This is a genomic window from Pseudonocardia ailaonensis (assembly GCF_039531635.1).
GTDB lineage: Bacteria > Actinomycetota > Actinomycetes > Mycobacteriales > Pseudonocardiaceae > Pseudonocardia > Pseudonocardia ailaonensis.
The window spans coordinates 28,279-47,251 of sequence record NZ_BAAAQK010000022.1 but is presented as its reverse complement, the minus strand read 5'-3'; the positions used below and the strand labels follow the sequence as shown (position 1 = coordinate 47,251).

At 73.9% G+C, this 18,973-nt stretch carries 19 protein-coding genes; 12 read left to right on the top strand and 7 right to left on the bottom strand.

Features of this window, described 5'->3' with window-relative positions; translation table 11 throughout:
- Positions 1-65: 65 nt before the first annotated feature.
- The 3 genes from ABD324_RS26640 to ABD324_RS26630 are packed head-to-tail and all read right to left on the bottom strand — an operon-like array spanning position 66 to position 2,828.
- Positions 66-1,061: a zinc-dependent alcohol dehydrogenase gene (locus ABD324_RS26640; RefSeq protein ID WP_344422806.1), complete on the bottom strand. Its 996-nt coding sequence runs from the start codon at positions 1,059-1,061 to the stop codon at positions 66-68.
- Positions 1,062-1,104: 43 nt separating this feature from the next.
- Complete coding sequence (locus ABD324_RS26635; protein ID WP_344422803.1) at positions 1,105-1,890, bottom strand: sugar phosphate isomerase/epimerase family protein; 786 nt, start codon at positions 1,888-1,890, stop codon at positions 1,105-1,107.
- On the bottom strand, positions 1,887-2,828 hold the full coding sequence (locus ABD324_RS26630) for a ketopantoate reductase family protein (protein WP_344422800.1): 942 nt from the start codon (positions 2,826-2,828) through the stop codon (positions 1,887-1,889). The genes ABD324_RS26635 and ABD324_RS26630 overlap by 4 nt, the downstream gene beginning before the upstream one ends.
- Positions 2,829-2,960: 132 nt before the next feature.
- On the opposite strand from ABD324_RS26630, the gene ABD324_RS26625 reads away from it, so the two are divergent.
- The 10 genes from ABD324_RS26625 (at position 2,961) to ABD324_RS26580 (ending at position 12,975) form a co-directional block, all read left to right on the top strand.
- The gene (locus ABD324_RS26625) at positions 2,961-3,716 is read left to right on the top strand and encodes a class II aldolase/adducin family protein (protein ID WP_344422798.1); all 756 of its coding nucleotides are present in this window, start codon (positions 2,961-2,963) and stop codon (positions 3,714-3,716) included.
- 5 nt (positions 3,717-3,721) lie between these two features.
- A complete protein-coding gene (locus tag ABD324_RS26620; RefSeq protein WP_344422794.1) occupies positions 3,722-4,867 on the top strand; it encodes an alpha-hydroxy acid oxidase in 1,146 nt (381 codons plus the stop codon).
- The gene (locus tag ABD324_RS26615) at positions 4,864-6,828 is read left to right on the top strand and encodes an oxidoreductase (RefSeq protein ID WP_344422792.1); all 1,965 of its coding nucleotides are present in this window, start codon (positions 4,864-4,866) and stop codon (positions 6,826-6,828) included. The genes ABD324_RS26620 and ABD324_RS26615 overlap by 4 nt, the downstream gene beginning before the upstream one ends.
- Complete coding sequence (locus ABD324_RS26610; RefSeq protein ID WP_344422790.1) at positions 6,825-7,622, top strand: SDR family NAD(P)-dependent oxidoreductase; 798 nt, start codon at positions 6,825-6,827, stop codon at positions 7,620-7,622. Before ABD324_RS26615 ends, ABD324_RS26610 begins: the two co-directional genes overlap by 4 nt.
- A gap of 142 nt (positions 7,623-7,764) precedes the next feature.
- Entirely contained in the window at positions 7,765-8,976 is a 1,212-nt protein-coding gene (locus ABD324_RS26605; RefSeq protein ID WP_344422786.1) for an ABC transporter substrate-binding protein, read from the top strand.
- Positions 8,977-9,016: 40 nt separating this feature from the next.
- Positions 9,017-9,880, top strand: coding sequence for a branched-chain amino acid ABC transporter permease (locus tag ABD324_RS26600; RefSeq protein WP_344422783.1), 864 nt, complete (start codon positions 9,017-9,019; stop codon positions 9,878-9,880).
- Positions 9,873-10,949: a branched-chain amino acid ABC transporter permease gene (locus ABD324_RS26595; protein WP_344422780.1), complete on the top strand. Its 1,077-nt coding sequence runs from the start codon at positions 9,873-9,875 to the stop codon at positions 10,947-10,949. Before ABD324_RS26600 ends, ABD324_RS26595 begins: the two co-directional genes overlap by 8 nt.
- Positions 10,946-11,740 carry an ABC transporter ATP-binding protein gene (locus tag ABD324_RS26590; protein ID WP_344422777.1) on the top strand — a complete coding sequence of 265 codons (795 nt, stop codon included), beginning with the start codon at positions 10,946-10,948 and terminating at the stop codon, positions 11,738-11,740. Before ABD324_RS26595 ends, ABD324_RS26590 begins: the two co-directional genes overlap by 4 nt.
- Positions 11,724-12,428, top strand: coding sequence for an ABC transporter ATP-binding protein (locus ABD324_RS26585; protein ID WP_344422774.1), 705 nt, complete (start codon positions 11,724-11,726; stop codon positions 12,426-12,428). The genes ABD324_RS26590 and ABD324_RS26585 overlap by 17 nt, the downstream gene beginning before the upstream one ends.
- 13 nt (positions 12,429-12,441) lie before the next feature.
- On the top strand, positions 12,442-12,975 hold the full coding sequence (locus ABD324_RS26580; RefSeq protein WP_344422771.1) for a hypothetical protein: 534 nt from the start codon (positions 12,442-12,444) through the stop codon (positions 12,973-12,975).
- Between the two features lie 93 nt (positions 12,976-13,068).
- Here the strand turns inward: ABD324_RS26580 and ABD324_RS26575 are convergent, their stop codons facing one another.
- The gene (locus ABD324_RS26575; protein ID WP_344422768.1) at positions 13,069-13,911 is read right to left on the bottom strand and encodes a helix-turn-helix transcriptional regulator; all 843 of its coding nucleotides are present in this window, start codon (positions 13,909-13,911) and stop codon (positions 13,069-13,071) included.
- A gap of 103 nt (positions 13,912-14,014) precedes the next feature.
- Here ABD324_RS26575 and ABD324_RS26570 point away from each other — a divergent pair, with 103 nt between their 5' ends.
- Positions 14,015-14,956 (top strand): SDR family NAD(P)-dependent oxidoreductase, encoded by a 942-nt coding sequence (locus tag ABD324_RS26570; protein ID WP_344422765.1) that lies wholly within the window; start codon positions 14,015-14,017, stop codon positions 14,954-14,956.
- Here the strand turns inward: ABD324_RS26570 and ABD324_RS26565 are convergent.
- From ABD324_RS26565 to ABD324_RS26555, 3 genes are all read right to left on the bottom strand, one after another.
- Complete coding sequence (locus ABD324_RS26565) at positions 14,943-15,707, bottom strand: SDR family NAD(P)-dependent oxidoreductase (RefSeq protein WP_344422762.1); 765 nt, start codon at positions 15,705-15,707, stop codon at positions 14,943-14,945. The genes ABD324_RS26570 and ABD324_RS26565 overlap by 14 nt on opposite strands.
- Before the next feature lie 36 nt (positions 15,708-15,743).
- On the bottom strand, positions 15,744-16,442 hold the full coding sequence (locus ABD324_RS26560; RefSeq protein WP_344422759.1) for a ThuA domain-containing protein: 699 nt from the start codon (positions 16,440-16,442) through the stop codon (positions 15,744-15,746).
- Positions 16,443-16,700: 258 nt separating this feature from the next.
- On the bottom strand, positions 16,701-18,086 hold the full coding sequence (locus ABD324_RS26555; RefSeq protein WP_425565909.1) for an MFS transporter: 1,386 nt from the start codon (positions 18,084-18,086) through the stop codon (positions 16,701-16,703).
- 164 nt (positions 18,087-18,250) lie between these two features.
- Here ABD324_RS26555 and ABD324_RS26550 point away from each other — a divergent pair, with 164 nt between their 5' ends.
- Positions 18,251-18,901, top strand: coding sequence for a TetR/AcrR family transcriptional regulator (locus ABD324_RS26550; RefSeq protein WP_425565905.1), 651 nt, complete (start codon positions 18,251-18,253; stop codon positions 18,899-18,901).
- The last annotated feature ends 72 nt before the right edge of the window (positions 18,902-18,973 follow it).

Here is an 18,973-nt window from a genome sequence, read left to right as displayed (position 1 = left end):
GATCACCTCGGGCGGTGCGGGGTGGCCGCCGACGACCGCGGGGGCACCGCGGCCGGTGATCGTGGTCAGGGTCTGACCAGCACCTTCACCACGTCCTGCGCGTGGTCGATCGCGTGGGTGAAGGCGGCGGCGACCTCGTCGAGGGGGAGCTCGGCGCTCGCGAAGCGGGCCACCGCCGCGCGCTGCGTGCGGACCGTCTCCAGGGCCTGCGGGAAGAGGCCGGCGCGGGCGCCCACGATCGTCACGCCCTCGAACAGGACCCGCGGCACCGCCACCACGAGATCGTGCGCGGCCACCCCGACGACCACGAGCCGGCCCCCGCGTCCGGTCGCGGCCAGGGCGGCGTCGAGGCCGGGGCGGGTGCCGGAGGCCTCGAAGGAGACGTCGGCGCCGTCGCCGCGGGTCCAGTCCGCGACCGCCTCGGGATCGGGCGCGGTGACGCGGTCCGCGCCCAGCTCCGCGGCCAGGGTGCGCCGGGCACCGACGGGATCGCTGACCAGCACCGCATGGCCGCGGGCGGTGGCGCTCACCGTGATCGCCAGGCCGATCGGGCCACCGCCGACGACCACGATCCGCTCGTCGCCGCGCAGCTCGGCCCGGGCGAGCGCCATCGCCGCGATCGAGAAGGGCTCGACGAGGGCGGCCTCGACCGGCGTCAGTCCGTCGGCGGCGTGGACCTGGCCGACCGGGATCGCGACCCGCTCCGCGAGGCCTCCGGGCAGGGCGACGCCGAGCGCCCGGAAGGAGGTACAGGCCGGCCAGGCACCGCGGGTGCACGGACGGCAGCAGCCGCAGGGGATCGCGGGATCCAGCGTCACCGTCCCGCCGAGCGCGAGCGGGCCGTCGTACCCGCGGGGGAGCGCGACGATCGTGCCGCCCACCTCGTGTCCCTGGCGGAGCGGGAAGCCGGTGTCGTGGCGCTCGCCGAGGAACATGTGCAGGTCGGTGCCGCAGAGCCCGACCGCGCCGACCTCGACCACCGCGTCGCCCGGGCCGGGCTCGGGCTCCCCGACCTGCTCGACGGCGATGGTGCCGGGTCCGGTGGTCACGGCGGCGCGCATGGAGGTCCTCCGGGGATGGGGGCCGACAGGGGTTTCTCCGGACTCAGAGCGAGCCCAGGAAGCTGCGGGCGAGCTCCAGCAGGTGCTTCGCCCGCGCCGGCGGATCGAACCGCGCGGTCAGGTCCTCGGACTGCACCTCGACGCTGAGTGGCAGCCCGGCCGGCGCGTGGGCGAACAGCGCGGCGAGCGGGAGGTCGCCGGCCCCCGGTGGCAGCCGGTGGTGCCGCGCCTCGTTCGCGAGTGCCTCCGGGCCGCCGTCGCCGGGTGCCGCCGCGGGTGCGTCGCAGAGCTGCAGGTAGCCGAGCCGTTCGGCGGTCAGGCCCGCGATCGCCTCCGGTGCGGTGCCGCCGCGGTGCAGGTGCAGCGGATCCACGAGGACCACGGCCTCCGGCGGGGTCAGGGTGAGCGCCTCGGCGAGCGTCCCGACGGCCGTGAACATCATGAACTCGAAGGCCACGAGCGTCGGGCCGCCCGCGGCGGCGGCGCAGAGCCGTTCGAGATCGGCGGTCGTGGCGGAGGGGTCGGGGTGGCCACTGGTCGTCAGCAGGTAGCGGGCACCGAGGATCCCGGCGAGCTCGAGCAGCCGGAGATGGTCGTCGAGCGAGCCCGCCGGGCCCAGCCGGACGACCTCGAGATCGAGGACCCGGACGCCCAGGTCGTCGGCCAGGCCGCGCAGCTCCGCGGCCTCCGCGGGGGTCACGGCCGCGGGATCGAGCCGCAGCCCCGCGGCGTCGAAACCCGCGGACGCCGCGGCGCGGAGGGTACCGGCGGGCCCGGCGTCCAGCACCGTTCCCGCGGCCAGGGACAGCTCGTTCGCGTGTGAGGTCACCGCACACCTGCCAGGTCGAGGAGATCGAGGACCGTGTCGTGCACCGGGACCGGGATCCCGCGGGCCACCGCGAGGGCCCTTACCGCGCCGGCCATGCCGGCCAGCTCGGTGCGGCGCCCTTCCCGCACGTCCGTGCACATCGACGTGTAGTGCTCGCCGGTCGAGGCCCACACCCGCTCGGCGTGTTCCAGCGCGGCGGCGCGGTCGAGCCCGACGCCCTCGGCCGCGGCCACGTCGAGCACCTCGGCCGCCATCCGCCCGGCCAACGCCCGGCCCCGCTCGCTGCCCCAGACCGAGGCGACCGTGACCCGGGGCACCGAGCTCACCGGGCTCATCGACGCCAGCGCGAGCTTGCTCCAGATCAGCTCGTCGACGGCCGGCGAGGCCAGTCCCGGCAGCCCCGCCGCGGTGAGCAGCGCGGCGATCCGGTCGGCCTGCTCGGCCGGGGCCCGGCCACGTCCCATCCGGCCCAGGTCGGTGCGGCACTCGCCGGTCGCCGTGGCCACCGAGACGGTGATCCGGGCGGGCTCCCGGAGGGCGGCGCCGACGGTCGTGGTCCCGACCAGGGTGCGCCCGTCGCCGAAGACGTCGGCGACGGGGACGTCGGTGCCGAGCCCGTTCTGCAACGGCAGGGCCACGCCGTCCGGCGCCAGGACGTGTCCGGCGGACCTCGCGGCCACGCCGAGGTCGTAGGACTTCGTGAGGAGGAGCAGCACGCCGATCGAGCCGGCGGGGACGTCCGCGGCGGTGGCCGCGACCGGGACGTCGACCAGCCAGGGTTCCCCGAGCGGCGGGTCCACCCGCAACGGGCGCTCGGCCAGGGCCCGCACGTGCGGGCTCCCCCGGCCGATCAGCAGCACGTCCGCGCCGCTGCGGGCGAGGTGCGCGGCGAACGCCGAGCCCATCCCGCCCGCGCCCAGAACGCCGATCCGCGTCATGACCACCTCCGTCGCCGCGTCGCTGCGACCCTCGAGAAAGCGTAGTGAGGACACTAGCGTCGTATTGCCGCTGCGGGCTAGCCTCCAGGGGCGAGCGGCCGCGGGGATGCCGCCGGTGGACGAGGAGGTCCGGTGAGTCTGACCGAGAGCGAGACGCACGTCGGCGGGGTGGTCAGCGAGAGCGACCCGCGGTTCCAGATCGCGGCGGCGCGGCGGATCCTGCACCGTGAGGGGCTGGACAGCCAGGTCGGCGGGCACGTCAGCCTGCGCGTGCCGGGGGAGGAGGCCTTCCTCGTCACCCCGTTCCAGTACTTCGACGAGACGCTGCCCGAGCACGTCAGCAAGGTCGGGTTCGACCTGCGGGTGATCGAGCAGGGGACGCTGCCCGCCTCTCCCGGGATCAACTTCCACGCGTCCATCTACGCGGCGCGCCCGGACGTCAACAGCGTGATCCACACCCACGCGCGCAACATGTCCGTGCTCAGCACGACCGGCGAGCCGTTCGGGGTGTACTACGACTACGCGTCCCTGCTGCTCGACGAGGTCGTGCCGTGGACGGATGACCCGAACCTCGTGCCGAGCGAGGAGGGCGAGCTGATGGTCGCCCAGCTCGGCGGCAAGAAGGCGCTGCTCATGGGGCACCACGGGTCGCTGCACGTCGGCGACACCCTGGAGCGGGTGACCATGGAAGCGCTGATCATGGAGCTGTGTGCCGGCTACCAGCTGGCCGCGATGGCGGTGGGCGGCAAGCCACTGGACCGCGCGATCGCCGAGAGCTACCGCGGCGCCTACCTGAAGAACGCGTTCCGCGAGCAGATGTGGACGGCCAACTACCGCCGGCTGTTGCGGAGCGACCCCGACCTGTTCGCAGTACTGGTGCAGGGCTGACCCGGGTGCGCTCGGTCGTCACCGTCGCCGACCTGCGCACCCGGGCGCGGAAACGCCTGCCGCGCATGGTGTTCGACTTCGTCGACGGCGGCGCCGAGGACGAGGTGACCCTGGCGGACAACGCGGCCGCCTTCCGCCGGCTGAGCTTCCGGCAGCGGGTGCTCGTCGACGTGTCGACACGGCCGCAGGCGGTGACCGTGCTCGGCCGGGAGCTCGCGCTCCCGGTCGTGCTCGGGCCCACCGGGCTCGTGCGCATGGTGCGCCACGAGGGCGAGCTCGCCGCGGCCCGCGCGGCCGCGGCCGCCGGCACCGTCTCCGTGACGAGCTCGGGTTCCAGCGTGTCGTTCGAGGACGTCTCCGCCGCGGTGCCGGAACGGCAGTGGTTCCAGCTCTACCCGTGGGGCGACCGCCGGACCGTCGAGTCCCTCATCGACCGCGCGAAGGACCTCGGCTTCGGCGCGATGGTCGTGACCGTCGACGTGCCGGTGGTCGGCGCGCGCGAGAAGGACCTGCGCAACGGGCTCACGGTGCCGCCGCAGGCCACCCCGCGCACCGGCTGGGACCTGGCACGGCACCCGCGCTGGCTGGCGGGGCTGCTCGCCCACCCGAAGCCGACCTTCGCGAACTTCACCGGGGTCACCAACGCGCACGGCGGCACGTCCGGGCTCGCGGTCTACACGAACGGCCTGCTCAACCCCGCCCACACCTGGGCCGACCTGGAGTGGATGCTCGAACGCTGGGGCGGGCCGGCGATGCTCAAGGGCGTCATGACGGCCGAGGACGCCCGCCGCGCCGTCGAGGTCGGCTGCGGCGCGGTGGCGGTGTCCAACCACGGTGGGCGGCAGGCGGACTCGGTGCCGGCCGCCCTCGACGTGCTGCCCGAGGTGGTCGCGGAGATCGGTGGCGAGGCGGACGTGCTGCTCGACGGCGGGATCCGGCGGGGGAGCGACGTGGTGAAGGCACTGGCGTTGGGCGCCAAGGCCTGTCTGGTCGGCAGGCCCTGGGTCTTCGGCCTCGCCGCGGGCGGCACCGAGGGGGTCACCCGGATGCTGGAGATCCTGCACGACGAGATCGACCGGACCCTGGCGCTGATCGGGCGACCCGGCGTCGCGAGCCTCGACGCCACGGCCGTCGGCCCCGCGCGGTGGTGACGGCGGGGACGGAGTTCCCGCGGCTCTTCACCCCCCTGCGGATGGGGCGGGTGGAGCTGCGGAACCGGCTCGTGTTCGCCGGGCACGGCAGCCGGTTCGTCGATCCCCACGACCACGTCCTGACCCGCCGGCAGGCCCACTACCTGGCCGAGCGGGCCCGCGGCGGGGTCGGGCTGGTGATCCAGGGCTCCGGCGTGGTGCATCCGACCGGGCTCACGTTCGGCGGCATCAACCAGACCTGGGACGACGCGTGCATCCCGGCGTACGCGATGGTGGCGGAGGCCGTGCAGGCGCACGGCGCGGCGATCGTCGGCCAGCTCTCGCACCTGGGACGGCAGGGGAGCGGCTTCCCGTCGCACCGCGAGCTGTGGGCGCCGTCGGCCGTGCCCGACCCGGCGAGCCGGGTCGTGCCGCACGCGATGACGACGGCGGACATCGCCGAGCTGGTCGACTCCTACCGGTCCGCCGCCCGCCGGTTCCTCACCGCGGGTTTCGACGGCCTGGAGGTCTACCTCGCGCACGGGTACCTGCTGTGCTCCTTCCTGTCCCGGTTCAGCAACACCCGCACCGACGCCTACGGCGGCTCGCTGGAGAACCGGATGCGGCTGCCACTGGAGGTCCTCGCCGCGGTCCGCGAGGTCGCGGGCCCGGACGTGCCGGTCGGGATCCGGGTGTCCGGGGCGGAGTTCGTGCCCGGCGGCCTGGAGATCGAGGAGAGCCGGGAGATCGTCGCCCGGTTGCTCGCGGCCACGCCCGTGCACTACGTGAGCGTCAGCCAGTCCAACTACGCCACGATGGACCGCCAGATCCCGGACATGAGCTTCCCGCGGGCGCCCTTCGTGCACCTGGCCGGCGCGATCCGGGAGGTCGCCGGCGGTGTGCCGGTGATCGCGGTGGCGCGGATCGTCACGCCCGGGAAGGCCGAGGAGCTGCTCGCGGACGGCATCGCGGACATGGTCGCCCTGGTCCGGCCCCTGATCGCCGATCCCGAGCTGCCGAACAAGGCGCGTGAGGGCCGGACCGCGGAGATCCGGCCGTGCATCTCCTGCAACGTCGGCTGCCGTGGCGGCCCGCACCGCGGTGTCACCGTGGCGTGCCTGGTCAACCCCGTCGTCGGGTTCGAGGAGCAGTGGGGCGCCGACGCCTGGACGACCGCCGGGGAGACCCGGCACGTGGTGGTCGTCGGCGGCGGGCCCGCAGGGCTCAAGGCGGCCGAGACCGCGGCCCTGCGCGGGCACCGGGTCACCCTGCTGGAGGCCGGCGACGTGCTCGGCGGCCAGGTCCTGACGGCGGCGAGCGCGATGCCGTACCGGGACGAGTTCGCGGACTCCACCCGGCACCTGGAGCGCGAGATCCGGCGGCTGGGCGTGGAGGTCCGGCTGGGCACACCCGCAGACGCCGACACCGTCGTCGCACTGGAGCCGGACGTCGTGGTGGTGGCGACCGGTTCCCGGCCCGGCCTGCCCGACGTGCCCGGCGCGGACCTTCCGCACGTGACGACCGTGCAGGCGGCGATCGAGCACGGTGTCACCGGGGCGCGGGTGGTGGTGCTGGACTGCGGCGAGGCGGACTGGAAGAGCCTGACCACCGCCGAGAAGCTGGCCGCGGACGGGCACGCCGTCACGGTCGTCACCCCGGTGCCGGCCGGCGCCGAGATCGACTCGTTCAGCCGGCCGCCGCTGCTGCGCCGGCTCGGCGCGGCCGGGGTGGAGATCCTCGAGTACCGCTCGGTGGTCGCCATCGGGACCGACCATGTCCGGGTGCGGCACGGCTGGTCCGGGGCCGAGGAGTGCGTGCCGGCGGACGCGGTGGTCTGCAGCTGGTACGGCGTGGCCCGCGACGAGCTGGTGGAACCGTTGCGGGACAAGGGTATGGCGGTGCGGGTGGTGGGCGACGCCCTGGCCCCGCGCCGCGCGATCGATGCCGTCTGGGACGGCTTCCGAGTGGGGGTGGAGGCATGAGCAGCAAGGGAACCGGTGGCGCGGAGAACGTCGTGCTGGTGACCGGCGGCGGCGCCGGGATCGGGGCGGGCATCTGCCGGGTGCTGGCCGGGCGGGGCGTCCACGTCGCCGTCAACGATCTGGACGCCGACGCGGCGGAGCGCACCGCCGAGGAGATCGGGGGCACCGCGGTGCCCGGCGACGTCGTCACGGACGGCGAGGCGATCCTCGCGGGCACGCTCGCGATCGCCGGGCGGCTCGACGGGCTGGTGAACAACGCGGGCGTGATCCGGCGGGCTCCGCTCTCCGACCTCCCCGACCGGGATCCGACCCTGGACGTCAACCTGCGCGCGGTGGCGGGCCTGTCCGCCCGCTGCCTGCGGTCGCTGTCCGAGAGCAACGGAGCGATCGTCAACATCGCCTCGATGGCGGCCGACGTCCCGCAGCTCGGCGGTGGGCTGTACGCCGCGAGCAAGGCCGGGCTCGTGGCGTACACCCGGCAGGCCGCCGTCGAGTGGGGTCCGCTCGGCGTGCGGGTCAACGCGATCGGCCCGGGGATGATCCGCACGGCGATGGCCGAGGCCGTCTACGCCGATCCGGTGCTGCACGAGAAACGCCGCACGCTCGTCCCGGTCGGGCGGATCGGACGGCCCGAGGACATCGGCACCGTGGTGGCCTTCCTGCTCTCCACGGACGCCGCCTACGTCAGCGGCCAGCACCTGCTGGTCGACGGCGGGCTGACCCAGACCCTGATGGCGCACTTCCCGCAGCCGTCGGATGCTGCTCCGTCTCCACCGGCGTCGGCAGACGCCTAGCGCCGTTAATGCGCTGTACCGATCCGGGTACTGATCACCACTCGTCGTTAGATGCTTGACGACGCTCGTCACGGCCCCTAGATTCCCCCGAGAGTTGCGGCCGTCACACCGGTCCGCACGACCTCGACGCGGAGGTTCCCCGATGGTTCGCAAGTCCCTGCTGGCCACCGCGGCCGCGCTCACGGCGCTGCTCGCGGCGGCCTGCGGCAACGTCTCGGCCGGCTCGTCCGGTGGGGGGAGCGCGGAAGCGCCCCCCGGTGTCACCCAGGACGAGATCAAGATCGGTGCCACGCTCCCGCTCACCGGCACCGCCGCCGTCTCCGGCCAGGGTCTCCAGGCCGGCATCCAGATCGCGGTCAAGGAGATCAACGACGCCGGCGGGATCGGTGGTCGCAAGCTCAACCCGATCCTGCTCGACGACGGCTACACCGCCGACCGCGTGGTGACCAACGTCCGGCGGCTGGTGTCGCAGGAGAAGGTCTACTCGATCGTCGCGCCGGCGGGCTCCCAGGGCCTGCCCGGCACCTGGCAGTTCATCGCACAGAACAAGACCCCGGTCTGGGGCCCGATCTCGCCGGCCGACCCGAAGCAGTCCGAGGTCTACCTGCTCAGCGCGACCCGGACCAGCCAGGACGAGGTCGCGATCGACTACTTCGCCAAGCTGGGTGCCAAGCGTCTCGGCGTGATCCAGCAGGACAACGACCTCGGCGTCTCGGCCAAGGCGGCGCTCGCCGCGCAGCTGCCGAAGCACCCGGACATGCAGGTCGTCGCCAACGAGACCACGCAGGCCGGCAACACCGAGGTCAGCTCGGCGGTGAACAAGGTCGTGGCGGCCAAGCCGGACGCCGTGCTGCTCGCCGAGGACAACACGTCCGTCGCGCTGATCCTCAAGCAGCTGCGCGCACAGGGCTTCACCGGCCCGGTCTTCGCCGACCAGGGCGGCGCCGGCACCGGCGGCACGTCGACGGTCGGCCCGGCGGGCGACGCGGCCGAGGGCTTCCTCGCCGGCATGCAGGCCGACACCGTGTCCACCAACAACCCGGACGTCGAGCACTGGCGCACGCTGGCCAAGGCGAGCGGGCTGCCGCAGGCCGAGAGCGGCTTCTCGCTCCAGACCTACAGCTTCGTCAAGGCGTTCGCGGAGCTGGTCAAGCGGATGGGCAGCGACCTGTCGTACACCAACTTCACCAAGACCGCCGAGGGGCTGAAGTCGAACCCCATCGCCGTCGGGTCCATCCCGCCGATCGAGTGCGGTCCGCTGCCGGACGGGCACACGTGCGCCGTCCAGGCGGGCATCGCGAAGTACACCGGCGGGAAGTGGACGGTCGCACTGCCGTTCACCGCGCCGGTCTGACCGGTCCGACTGGGCCGATGACGGGGACGGAGAGCCGGTCGTGCTGCAGACGATCGTGAGCGGGCTCGAGGCGGGCAGCTGGTTCGCCCTCCTCGGCCTGGCCATCGTGGTGGTGATGAAGGCGGCCGACGTGCCCAACTTCGCCATGGCGGAGATGGGGCTGGTCGCGACCTACGTCGGGATCAGCATGTCGGGGACCGGGGCCCCGTTCTGGCTCTGCGTGCTCGTCACGCTGGTGGCCGGCGTGGTGATCGGCGTCGTGATCGACGTCGCCCTGATGCGCCGGCTGTCCAAGTACGGGCACTTCCCGCTGCTGCTGATGACGATCGGCCTCTCCCTGGCGCTCAACGCGCTGATCGGGCTGGTCTGGGGGCACGCCCCGCGGAGCTTCCCGGCGCCGTGGAGCGGGGCGTCGGTGCAGCTCGGCGGTGGCGTGTCGATCGGCGTCCCGCAGATCGTGACGATCGTCGTCGGCCTGGTCGGCGCCGTCGCCATCACGCTGTTCTTCCGGACCGGCACCGGCGCGCAGATGCGGGCGGTGGCGGAGAACCGGGCGACGGCGCGGCTGATCGGAGTCGACGCGGGAAGGCTGTCGGCGATCGCCTGGGGCGTCGGCGGGCTGATCGCGGCGCTGACGGTGATGCTGCAGGCCCAGTCGGCGCTGGTCTCCACGCTCTCGCCGACGTCGTTGATCATCTATGGCTTCGTGGCGGCCACCATGGGCGCCTTCACCTCGCTGATCGGCACCTTCGTCGGCGGGCTGGTGCTGGGGCTGATCCAGCAGTTCGTGGGCACCTACCTCTCCACCGCGGCGCAGTTCTCGGTGGCGCTGCTGGTGGTGTTCCTGGTGCTGGTGCTGCGGCCGGACGGGTTCACGAGGAGCGTGAGGTTGCGCGATGTCTGAGACGACCCGGGAGACGGAGACGACGGAGACGGCGGTCCCACCGGCGGCCCCCGTCGTGGGGACCGCGGCGATCGGCGCGGGCATCTCCGCCAACGCGGGAGCGAGCAGCGCCGCCCAGCGCGGATCGGCCCTGCGCAAGGGGATCGTCGCGGTCGCGGCGCTGGTCCTGCTGTTCGCGGTGCCCTTCGTGGCCAACGCCTACCTGGTGTTCGTGGTCGGGCTGACGCTCGTCTACGCCGTGTCCACACTGGGCTTCAACCTGCTCGTCGGCTGGTCCGGGCAGATCGGCCTGGCCCACGCCGCCATGTTCGCGGTGGGCGCCTACGGCAGCGCGGTGGGGATCGCGCACGGCATCCCGTTCATCGTCACGATCCCGCTCGCCGGGATCGGCGCGGCCCTGCTCGCCGTGGTCATCGGCGCGCCGGCGATCCGGCTGCGCGGCTTCTTCCTCGCCATCGCCACGCTGGCGCTGGGCATGGCGATCGTCGAGCTGATCACCTTCGCCGCCCCGATCACCGGCGGCGGCGCCGGCATGAGCGTCGAGGTGTTCACGCTGCCCGGGATCACCGGCAGCGCCTCGACGTACTTCGTGATCCTCGTCGTCGCCGCGATCATGTTCTTCCTGGTCCGGCGCGCGCTGATCGGGCGTTTCGGGCGGACCCTGCAGGCGGTGCGGGACCTCGGGCAGCTCAGCGGCTCGCTGGGGGTGTCCCCGCTGCGGTATCGGCTGGTGGCCTTCGGGCTCTCCGGCTTCATCGCGGCGGTGGCCGGCACCCTCTACGCGCAGCTGCAGACCTTCATCTTCCCGGCCATGTTCCAGATGAACCTGCTGGTCCCGATGCTGGTGATGGTGTTCGTCGGCGGCGCCGGGTCGCTGTGGGGCCCGCTCGTGGGCGCCGCCTTCGCGGTGGTGCTGATCGAGCTGTTCCAGGACCTGGGCGACCAGCAGGCCATCGCGTACGGGGTGCTGCTGATGGTGGTGATCGCGGTGCTGCCGGGCGGGCTGACCTCGTTGTGGCGCACGGTCCGGGACTCCCGGCTGGGCGCACGGTTGCGGAGGGCACGATGACCACGACCGAGCTCGGCACCGTCCTGGAGTTCGCGGGCGTCACCAAGGCGTTCGGCGGCAACTCCGTCCTCACGGACGTCACGCTCGAGGTCCGGCCGGGCTTCACCGGGCTGATCGGCCCCAACGGCGCCGGCAAGACGACCTGCCTGAACTGCGTGTCCGGGTACCTGCAGCCGGACTCCGGCGAGGTCCGCGTGGCGGGCCAGGACGTGCTGGGGCGCAGCCCGGCGGCGGTCGCCCGGCTCGGCGTGTCCCGCACCTTCCAGACGCCGCGGCTGATCCCGAACCTCACGGCCGTCGAGAACGTCATGGTGGGTGGCGGGCGCCACCACCGGCAGGGCCATATCGCCGAGCTGTTCGGGCTGCCCGGCGCGCGCCGGGACGAACAGGAGCAGCGCGAGAAGGCCCGCGCCCTGCTGGAGACGTTCGGGCTCGGCGAGCACCCGGACCGGGCGGCGAACCAGTTCCCGATCGGCAGCCAGAAGATCGTCGAGGTGGCGCGGGCACTGCTCAACGAGCCGGTCCTCGTGCTGCTCGACGAGCCGGCGGCCGGGCTGGGCGCCGAGGACGTCGACACCCTCGTGGAGGGGCTGAACGGGTGGCTGGGTGAGCACCCGGGCGCCGCGGTCATGATCATCGAGCACGACCTGGAGCTGATCACCCGGCTCTGCCCGACCGCCGCCGTCCTGCACTTCGGCCGGATCCTGCTCACGGGGCCGCCGCGCGAGGTGCTGCGCGATCCCGTCGTCGTCGAGGCCTACCTGGGAGCCGAAGTTGCTGCTGGAGATTGAGGACGCGCGCACCGGCTACGGCGGCCTGGAGGTCCTGCACGGGGTCTCCCTGCAGGTCGCCGAGGGCGAGATCGTGACGGTGCTGGGGCCCAACGGCACCGGCAAGACCTCGCTGATGCGCCTGCTGTCGGGCACCCTGCCGCTGTGGTCCGGGAAGATCGTCTTCGACGGCGCCGACCTGGGCAGGCTGCCCCCGAACAAGCGGGCCCGGCTGGGCCTGTGCCAGCTGCCGGAGGGGCGCGGGATCTTCCAGACCCTCACGGTGGGGGAGAACCTGGACCTCGGGCTGTCGGCGCGGAAGGTGTCCGCCGGCGCGGCCCGCAAGGACCGGGACGAGGTCCTGGAGATCTTTCCCGAGCTCGCCGACCGGCTCGACCAGTCGGCGTCGTCGCTGTCCGGCGGGCAGCAGCAGATGCTGGCGCTGGGCCGGGCGCTGATGAGCCGGCCGCGGCTGCTGCTGATCGACGAGCTGTCGTTCGGCCTGGCCCCGCGGATCGTGCGGGACCTGTTCGACGTGGTCCGGCGGCTGCGGGAGTCCGGGGTGACCTTCCTGATCGTCGAGCAGCAGTCGGCGGCGCTGAAGGTGTCCGACCGGACGTACATCCTGCGGGGTGGGCGCAACGAACTGACGCGGGACTCGGCGGAGCTGCTGGCGTCGGACGAGCTCGTGACGTCCTACCTGCGATGACCGGGTCCCTGCGATGAGCGAGCTGCATCTCGATCCGCTGCCCGAGCAGCTCCGGAAGATGGGCGCACCTCCGGAGGTGCAGGCGCTCGTCGAGGCGGAGCACGCCCGCTGGCGCCAGCTCCACGACCGGCTGGTGGCGCTGATCGTCCAGCTGATCGACGTCGGCGCCGAGGGCCGGCCGGTCGCCGAGGTGATCGACGAGCTGATCGGCGGGGCCACGGTCGGCATCGACGATCTCGTCGGCACCACCGTGGACGCCTCCGAGATCGCCGCCCTGCTCCGCTCACACGGCTCGGTCGGTGAGGTCGACGAGCAGGAGGACCGGACCGTCTTCCGGCACCTCTGCGGCAGCGGCGGGCACTACTGGCGGGAGAACCCGCAGGTGGCGATGGTGGCCGAGGGAGAGGTGCCGGGGGTTCCCGGCGACCGGCCGCGGTACTGCGCGCGGTGCGTGCGCAGCATCGAGGCCCACGCCGGCGGCGCGTGGACGGTCGACCCGCCCGAGCACGCCGACCAGCTGTGCATCTGGACGGTCCTCACCCGCTGAGCGGCTTCGAGCGGCTCAGCCACTGAGTGGCTTCGAGCTGCTCAGCCGCTGAGTGGTTTGGAGCGGCTCAGCCGCTGAGTGGTTTGGAGCGGCTCAGCCGCTGAGGGTCTGGGTCCCCAGTACGATCGCGAGCTCCAGCCGTTCGGCGTCCGCCGTGCCCGGCTCGGCGGTGTAGACGGTGATCCGCAGGTCGTCGTTCGCGACGATCAGGGTGTCGCAGTCCAGGGCGAGCCGACCGACGTCCGGATGGTCGACGATCTTGCGCCGCGCCTGGTCCTGCGGGGACGCGGTGTCGGCGCTCTCCCAGAGGTCCACGAACCGCGGGCTCAGCGACCGCAGGGCGGCGATCTGCCGGGCCAGGCCGCGGTCAGCCGGGTAGCGGGCCGCGGTCAGCCGCAGGTCCGCCACCAGCAAGGACACGAACCGGGCGTGCTCCTCGGGCGTGTGGACGGTCCGGTTGCCCGGCCCGACGACGTGCCGCCACACGGCGTTGCGCTCGATCCCGCGCCACGCCGAGGCCCCGCCCATCAACGCGTCGTACGGCGCGTTGGCGACGACGAGGTTCCACGCCGCGTCGTGCACGGCGACCGGCGTGTGCGAGAGCCGGTCGAGGAGCCGCTGCACGCTGGGGGTGATCCTCGTCGGCACCACACCGGCGCCCGGCGGGGCCTGCCCGGCCAGCCGGAACAGCAGCTCCCGGTCACCGTCGCCGAGCCGCAGGGCGCGGGCGAGCGCCTCCAGGACCTGCACCGACGGCGAGGTGGCCCGCCCCTGCTCGAGCCGGGTCAGGTAGTCGACCGAGATCCCGGTCAGCCCGGCGAGCTCCTCGCGGCGCAGGCCGACGGCGCGCCGCCGCCCGCCGACGGGCACGCCCACGGTCTCCGGGGCGACCCGCTCGCGGAAGCGGCGCACGGCCGATCCGAAGTCCCAGTCCACGAGAACCAGTCTGCGCCACGCCGTGCCGGTTGTGGTGGCCCCGGCAGTCCTACGACAGGGGGACGGCTGCCTGGGGCGGCGCGCGGCGCGCACGCTCGGGGACATGAACGACACCACCGGCGGGGGAACCGTCCTGATCACCGGGCCCACGGGCGGCCTCGGTCGCGCCGCCACCCTGGCCATGGCCCGTCGGCCCGCCGCCGAGCGTCCCGACCTGCTCCTGGTGGGCCGCCCCGGCGCCGGGCTGTCCGCGATCGCGGCCGAGGCGCGCGCGGCCGGAGCCGGCGTGCGCGAGATCGGCGCCGACCTCTCCCGGCTCGACGACGTCCGGGCCGCGGCCGCGCGGATCGACGAGGTCCTGGCGGCGGGCGAGCTCCGCCCGCTGCGCGCACTCGTCGCCAACGCGGGCGTGACGGTCACCGACACCCGCACCGCGTCCGCGGACGGGCACGAGCTCACCTTCGCCGTCAACCACCTCGCCCACGCGCAGCTGATCGGGGACCTCCTGGAACGCTCCGCCCCGCCGGCGAGGATCGTCCTCGTCGGGTCGGAAACGTACTGGGAGAACAGGATCCGCAGGATCCTGGGCGTGCCGCCGGCCGAGTGGCGGGACCCGCTGGAGCTCGCCCGCCCGGCCGATCCCGGGACGGCACCGACCGCGAAGGCGGCCGGCGTGGCGTACGCGACCTCGAAGCTCGCCGCCCTCTACTACGCCCACGAGCTGCAGCGGCGCGCCCCGGAGGGGGTCTCCGTGGCGGTCTTCGAGCCCGGGTTCATGCCCGGGACCGGCCTGGCCCGCGGTCACGGCGCCGCCGTCGCACGGATCGGGCAGGTCGTGCAGCGGCTGCCGATCCCGGGCGTCTCGAACCCGGACCGCTCCGGCCCGGCGCTGGCCGCCGTCGCCCTCGACGCCCGCTGGGCCCATCTCCGCGACGGCGGCTACGTGCTGATCGACGACGAGCGGCGCAACCGGCCCGTCGCCTACGACCGGGCACGGGAGGAGCGGCTCTGGGAGGCGACCGAGGAGCTGCTCAGGCGTTCGTGACGCCCAGGCTGAGCCCGCCGTCGACGGTCAGGACCGCACCGGTCGCCCACTCCGCCGTGACCAGGTACTCGACCGCCTCCGCGACCTCGTCGGTGGTGCCGGGCCGACCCAAGGCGTGGGCCGGGCCGAGCGACTCCATCCGCTCGGCGGCGGTGGCGTCGTCGAACAACCCGGCGCGCTGGTTGATCTCGGTGAGCACCCCACCCGGCCGGATGCACCCGACGCGGACGCCCTGCGGTCCGAGCTCGGCGGCGAGTACCCCGGTCAGCGTCTCCAGCGCACCCTTGGTGGCGGCGTAGGGGGAGGCGCCGGGGAAGGCGCGCTGGGTGTGGACCGAGCCGAAGAAGACCACCGCGCCGCGGGACTCGCGCAGCTGCGGCAGGGCGAGCCCGGTGAGCAGCATCGGGCCGATCGTGTTGGACGCGAAGACGGCGTGCAGCGCGTCCTCGGTCAGCTCCTCGAGCTTGCCGCGGTACATGTTGCCCGCGCCGTGGACGATCGCGCCGATCCCGCCGCCGTGCTCGACGGTCGCCGCGACCATCGCCTCGCGGTCGGCCGCGCTCGTCACGTCGCCGACGAACGGGCGGGCGTTCGGCCCGGCCGCGTCGGCCACCGCCCGAACCTTCTCGGCGCGTCGCCCGGACAGCACGACCCGCGCCCCGGCCTTCGCCAGCCGGTGCACCACGGCCTCACCGATCCCGGAGCCACCCCCGGTGACCAGCACGGACATCCCGTCGAGGGCACGTGCCACGTCGATCTCCCGTTCTCCTGCCGCCTGCGGCGGGTGCTAGCCGTTCGTGGTCCAGCGGATCGCCCGCCGGACGATCTCACGGTGCCCCGGCACCGCGTAGGACTCGGGCTGGTGGCCCAGCGCGTCGTAGACGACCCGGCCGCCGCCGTGCTCGCGGGCCCACAGCAGGGGCTGCGCCGGCAGGTCGACACCCGGTGGCGTGGCGTGGAGCAGGCCCTCGGTCCCGGGCCGCATGTCCAGCTCGCTGTAGACCTCGTCGACGATCCCGAAGTCGTCGATGCCGTCGACCAGCTCGTGGGTGCCGGTCACGACCACCTCCACGCGCGGCCCGAACGGCGGATGGCTCGACGATCCCCAGATCCACTGCCCGCCCAGGACATCGCCCCAGCCGGGCCAGTCGTCGAAGCAGATGGACGCCGTGTGCATGCCGAGCACGCTCCCGCCCGCGGCCAGGTGCGCGGCCAGCGCGTCCCGCGCCGCGGGCGACGGGCTCGCGCCCTCGACCGCCGCCTGCTCGCGGTACCGCTCGGGCGTGGCCTCGCCGGTCATGGTCCAGCGCAACGCGTTCACCACGAGCAGCGCGGCGCCGGGCAGCGCCTTCAGTGCGGAGTCCACGCCCTCGGTGCCGGTGTGCACCTCCACGTCCAGGCCCTCGCCGGCGAGCAGCTCGGCCAGGCAGCCGGTCGTCGCGGGGAAGTCGTGGGTGAGCCCACCCGAGAGCACCACGGCCCGCACCGGCCACCTCCAGCTGCCGCCGCACTGCGGCGTGAGTTCCCTGACGACTAGTCGGGACCCTAGCCGCCGGAGCCCCGCCGGGCCAGCCCTCTCCGGAGATCGCAGGCGGCGAGGTCCACCGGCTCGTGCGCCCCGGGTACGACCGTGCGCGCCACGGGATCCGACCCCGCAACGGCGACGACGACCGTCACGGCACCCGGCGAGACCCGGCCCGCGTGCTCGTGACCGCGGCGCCGGCCGCGTCGTACGCCGTGATGGTCACCGTGCCGGCACCGACTGCCCCGCGTCCGTCCGCCCCGGCTCCGCGGGCACGACGGGTGCGGCGGCCGCCGGCGCGCGCCGGCCCGGGATGAAGGCGGCCACCACGAGCGCGACCACCGCGGCACCGGCGCCGATCGCCAGGACCGTCCGGAAGCCGGCCTGGGTGGGCAGCGCGACCCCGCCGAGCCGCATCGTCATGTGCGCCAGTACGACTCCGGCGATCGCGCTCGCCGCGGAGGTGCCGATCGAGCGCATGAGGGTGTTGAGGCTGTTCGCCGAGGCCGTCTCGGAGCGCGGCACCGCGCCCATGATCAGCGCCGGCATGGCGCCGTAGCCGAGCCCGATCCCGGCGCCGATGACGACCGAGGCGAGCACGAAGTGCCAGATCTCGGCCATGAGCAGGATCGTCAGGACGTACCCGACGGCCACGACCGCCGCCGCCACCATCAGCGTGACCTTGGGGCCGCGGGCGCGGGTGATCCGCGCGGAGACCGGGGCCATCGCCATCATCACCAGCCCGCTCGGGGCCATGACCAGGCCGACGGTGAGCATGGTCCGTCCGAGCCCGAAGCCCGTCGCCTCCGGCAGCTGCATGAGCTGGGGGAGCACCAGCGACATTGCGAACATCGCGAACCCGAACACCACGGAGGCGATGTTCGTGAACAGGACGGGTGCCCGGGCGAGCGTGCGCAGGTCGACCAGCGGCGCGCTGCGGCTGAGCTCCCAGCGGCCCCAGGCGAGCAGGACCGCCGCCGCGCCGACGAACAGCCCGAGCGTGAGACCGCTGCCCCAGCCCCAGTCGGCGCCCTTCGACACCGCGAGCAGGAGCGCGACCAGGGCGACGGACAGCCCGAGCACGCCGACGCCGTCGATCCGCCCACCCGTGCGCTCGGCGGACTCCGGCACGAGCAGCACCACGAACACGGCCGCGACCAGGCCGAGCCCGGCGGCACCCCAGAACAGGACGTGCCAGTCCGTCTCCTGCGCCACCAGAGCGGCGAGCGGCAGTCCGAGGGCCCCGCCGACGCCGAGCGAGGCGCTCATCATCGCGGTGGCCGAGGCCAGCTTCTCGGTGGGCAGCTCGTCGCGCATGATGCTGATCCCCAGCGGGATCACGCCCGAGGCGAAACCCTGCAGGGCGCGGCCGATCACGACCGGGACGAGCGTGCTGCTCAGGGCGACCACCACGGAGCCGACCACCAGCAGGGCGAGGCTCACCAGCAGCATCCGGCGCTTGCCGAACATGTCCCCGAGCCGCCCCATCGTCGGCGTCGCGACGGCGGCGGCCAGCAGGGTGGCGGTGATCGCCCAGCTCGCGTTCGAGGCGGTGGTGTCGAGCAGGCCCGGCAGCGCGGGCACGAGCGGGATGACGACCGTCTGCATGAGCGAGACGACGATCCCGCCGAAGGCCAGCACGGCCACGACCGGACCGGGCCGCGGGACGGCCGGGGCATGAGCGGACACGAAGACTCCCAGGATTTCAATCAGGTGATTGAGATCCTGGCACGGCTGGCCGCAGAAGTCACTCAGCTGATTTAATTCGTGGTGTGCGACGACAGGACCGGTCGGACGCGACCCGCGAGGTCATCCTGGTCACGGCCGAGCGGCTGATGGCCGAGCGCGGCGTGTACGCGGTCTCGAACCGTCAGATCAGCGAGGCCGCCGGCCAGGGCAACACGGCGGCCGTCGGCTACCACTTCGGCAGCAAGACCGATCTGGTCCGCGCGATCCTGCAGCGGCACTGGGCGGACGTGGAGATCCGCCGCGCGGTCCTCGTCGCCCGTGCGGAGGGCTCGCAGGACGTGCGGGACTGGGTCGCCTGCCTGGTGCTACCCATGACCCGGCACCTCGAGGCGCTCGGCAGCCCCACCTGGTTCGCCCGCTTCGCCGCCCAGGTCATGACGGACCCGGCACTACGGGCGGTGGTCTCCGAGGAGATGGCGGGCTCGCGCTCGCTGCTGGCCGCCCTCGGCGGCCTGCACGCGTGCCTCCCGGACCTGGCCGTGCCCGTCCTCGCCGAGCGCGGGGACATGATCCGTCAGCTGATGGTGCACATGACCGCCGAGCGCGAGCGCGCTCTGGCCGACGGCGCGCCCACGCCCCGTCCGACCTGGGACGCCGCGGCCGCGGGGCTGGTCGACGCGATCACCGGGATCTGGCTCGCCCCGGTCGTCTCCGGCGCCCATCGGGCGGTCTAGTCCTACGATCGCCCTCGTGAGCAGCGTGCCGCGAACGGGACGAGCCCCTCGCCGAGGTCGCCCTCGACCGGA

What these genes read in the sequence shown, in the direction of transcription:
- ABD324_RS26640 (WP_344422806.1), bottom strand. Translation starts at nt 1,061, where the DNA reads ATGCGCGCCGCCGTGACCACCGGACCCGGCACCATCGCCGTCGAGCAG.
- ABD324_RS26630 (WP_344422800.1), bottom strand. Translation starts at nt 2,828, where the DNA reads ATGACGCGGATCGGCGTTCTGGGCGCGGGCGGGATGGGCTCGGCGTTC.
- ABD324_RS26610 (WP_344422790.1), top strand. Translation starts at nt 6,825, where the DNA reads ATGAGCAGCAAGGGAACCGGTGGCGCGGAGAACGTCGTGCTGGTGACC.
- ABD324_RS26605 (WP_344422786.1), top strand. Translation starts at nt 7,765, where the DNA reads ATGGTTCGCAAGTCCCTGCTGGCCACCGCGGCCGCGCTCACGGCGCTG.
- ABD324_RS26595 (WP_344422780.1), top strand. Translation starts at nt 9,873, where the DNA reads ATGTCTGAGACGACCCGGGAGACGGAGACGACGGAGACGGCGGTCCCA.
- ABD324_RS26590 (WP_344422777.1), top strand. Translation starts at nt 10,946, where the DNA reads ATGACCACGACCGAGCTCGGCACCGTCCTGGAGTTCGCGGGCGTCACC.
- ABD324_RS26580 (WP_344422771.1), top strand. Translation starts at nt 12,442, where the DNA reads ATGAGCGAGCTGCATCTCGATCCGCTGCCCGAGCAGCTCCGGAAGATG.
- ABD324_RS26570 (WP_344422765.1), top strand. Translation starts at nt 14,015, where the DNA reads ATGAACGACACCACCGGCGGGGGAACCGTCCTGATCACCGGGCCCACG.
- ABD324_RS26555 (WP_425565909.1), bottom strand. Translation starts at nt 18,086, where the DNA reads ATGCAGACGGTCGTCATCCCGCTCGTGCCCGCGCTGCCGGGCCTGCTC.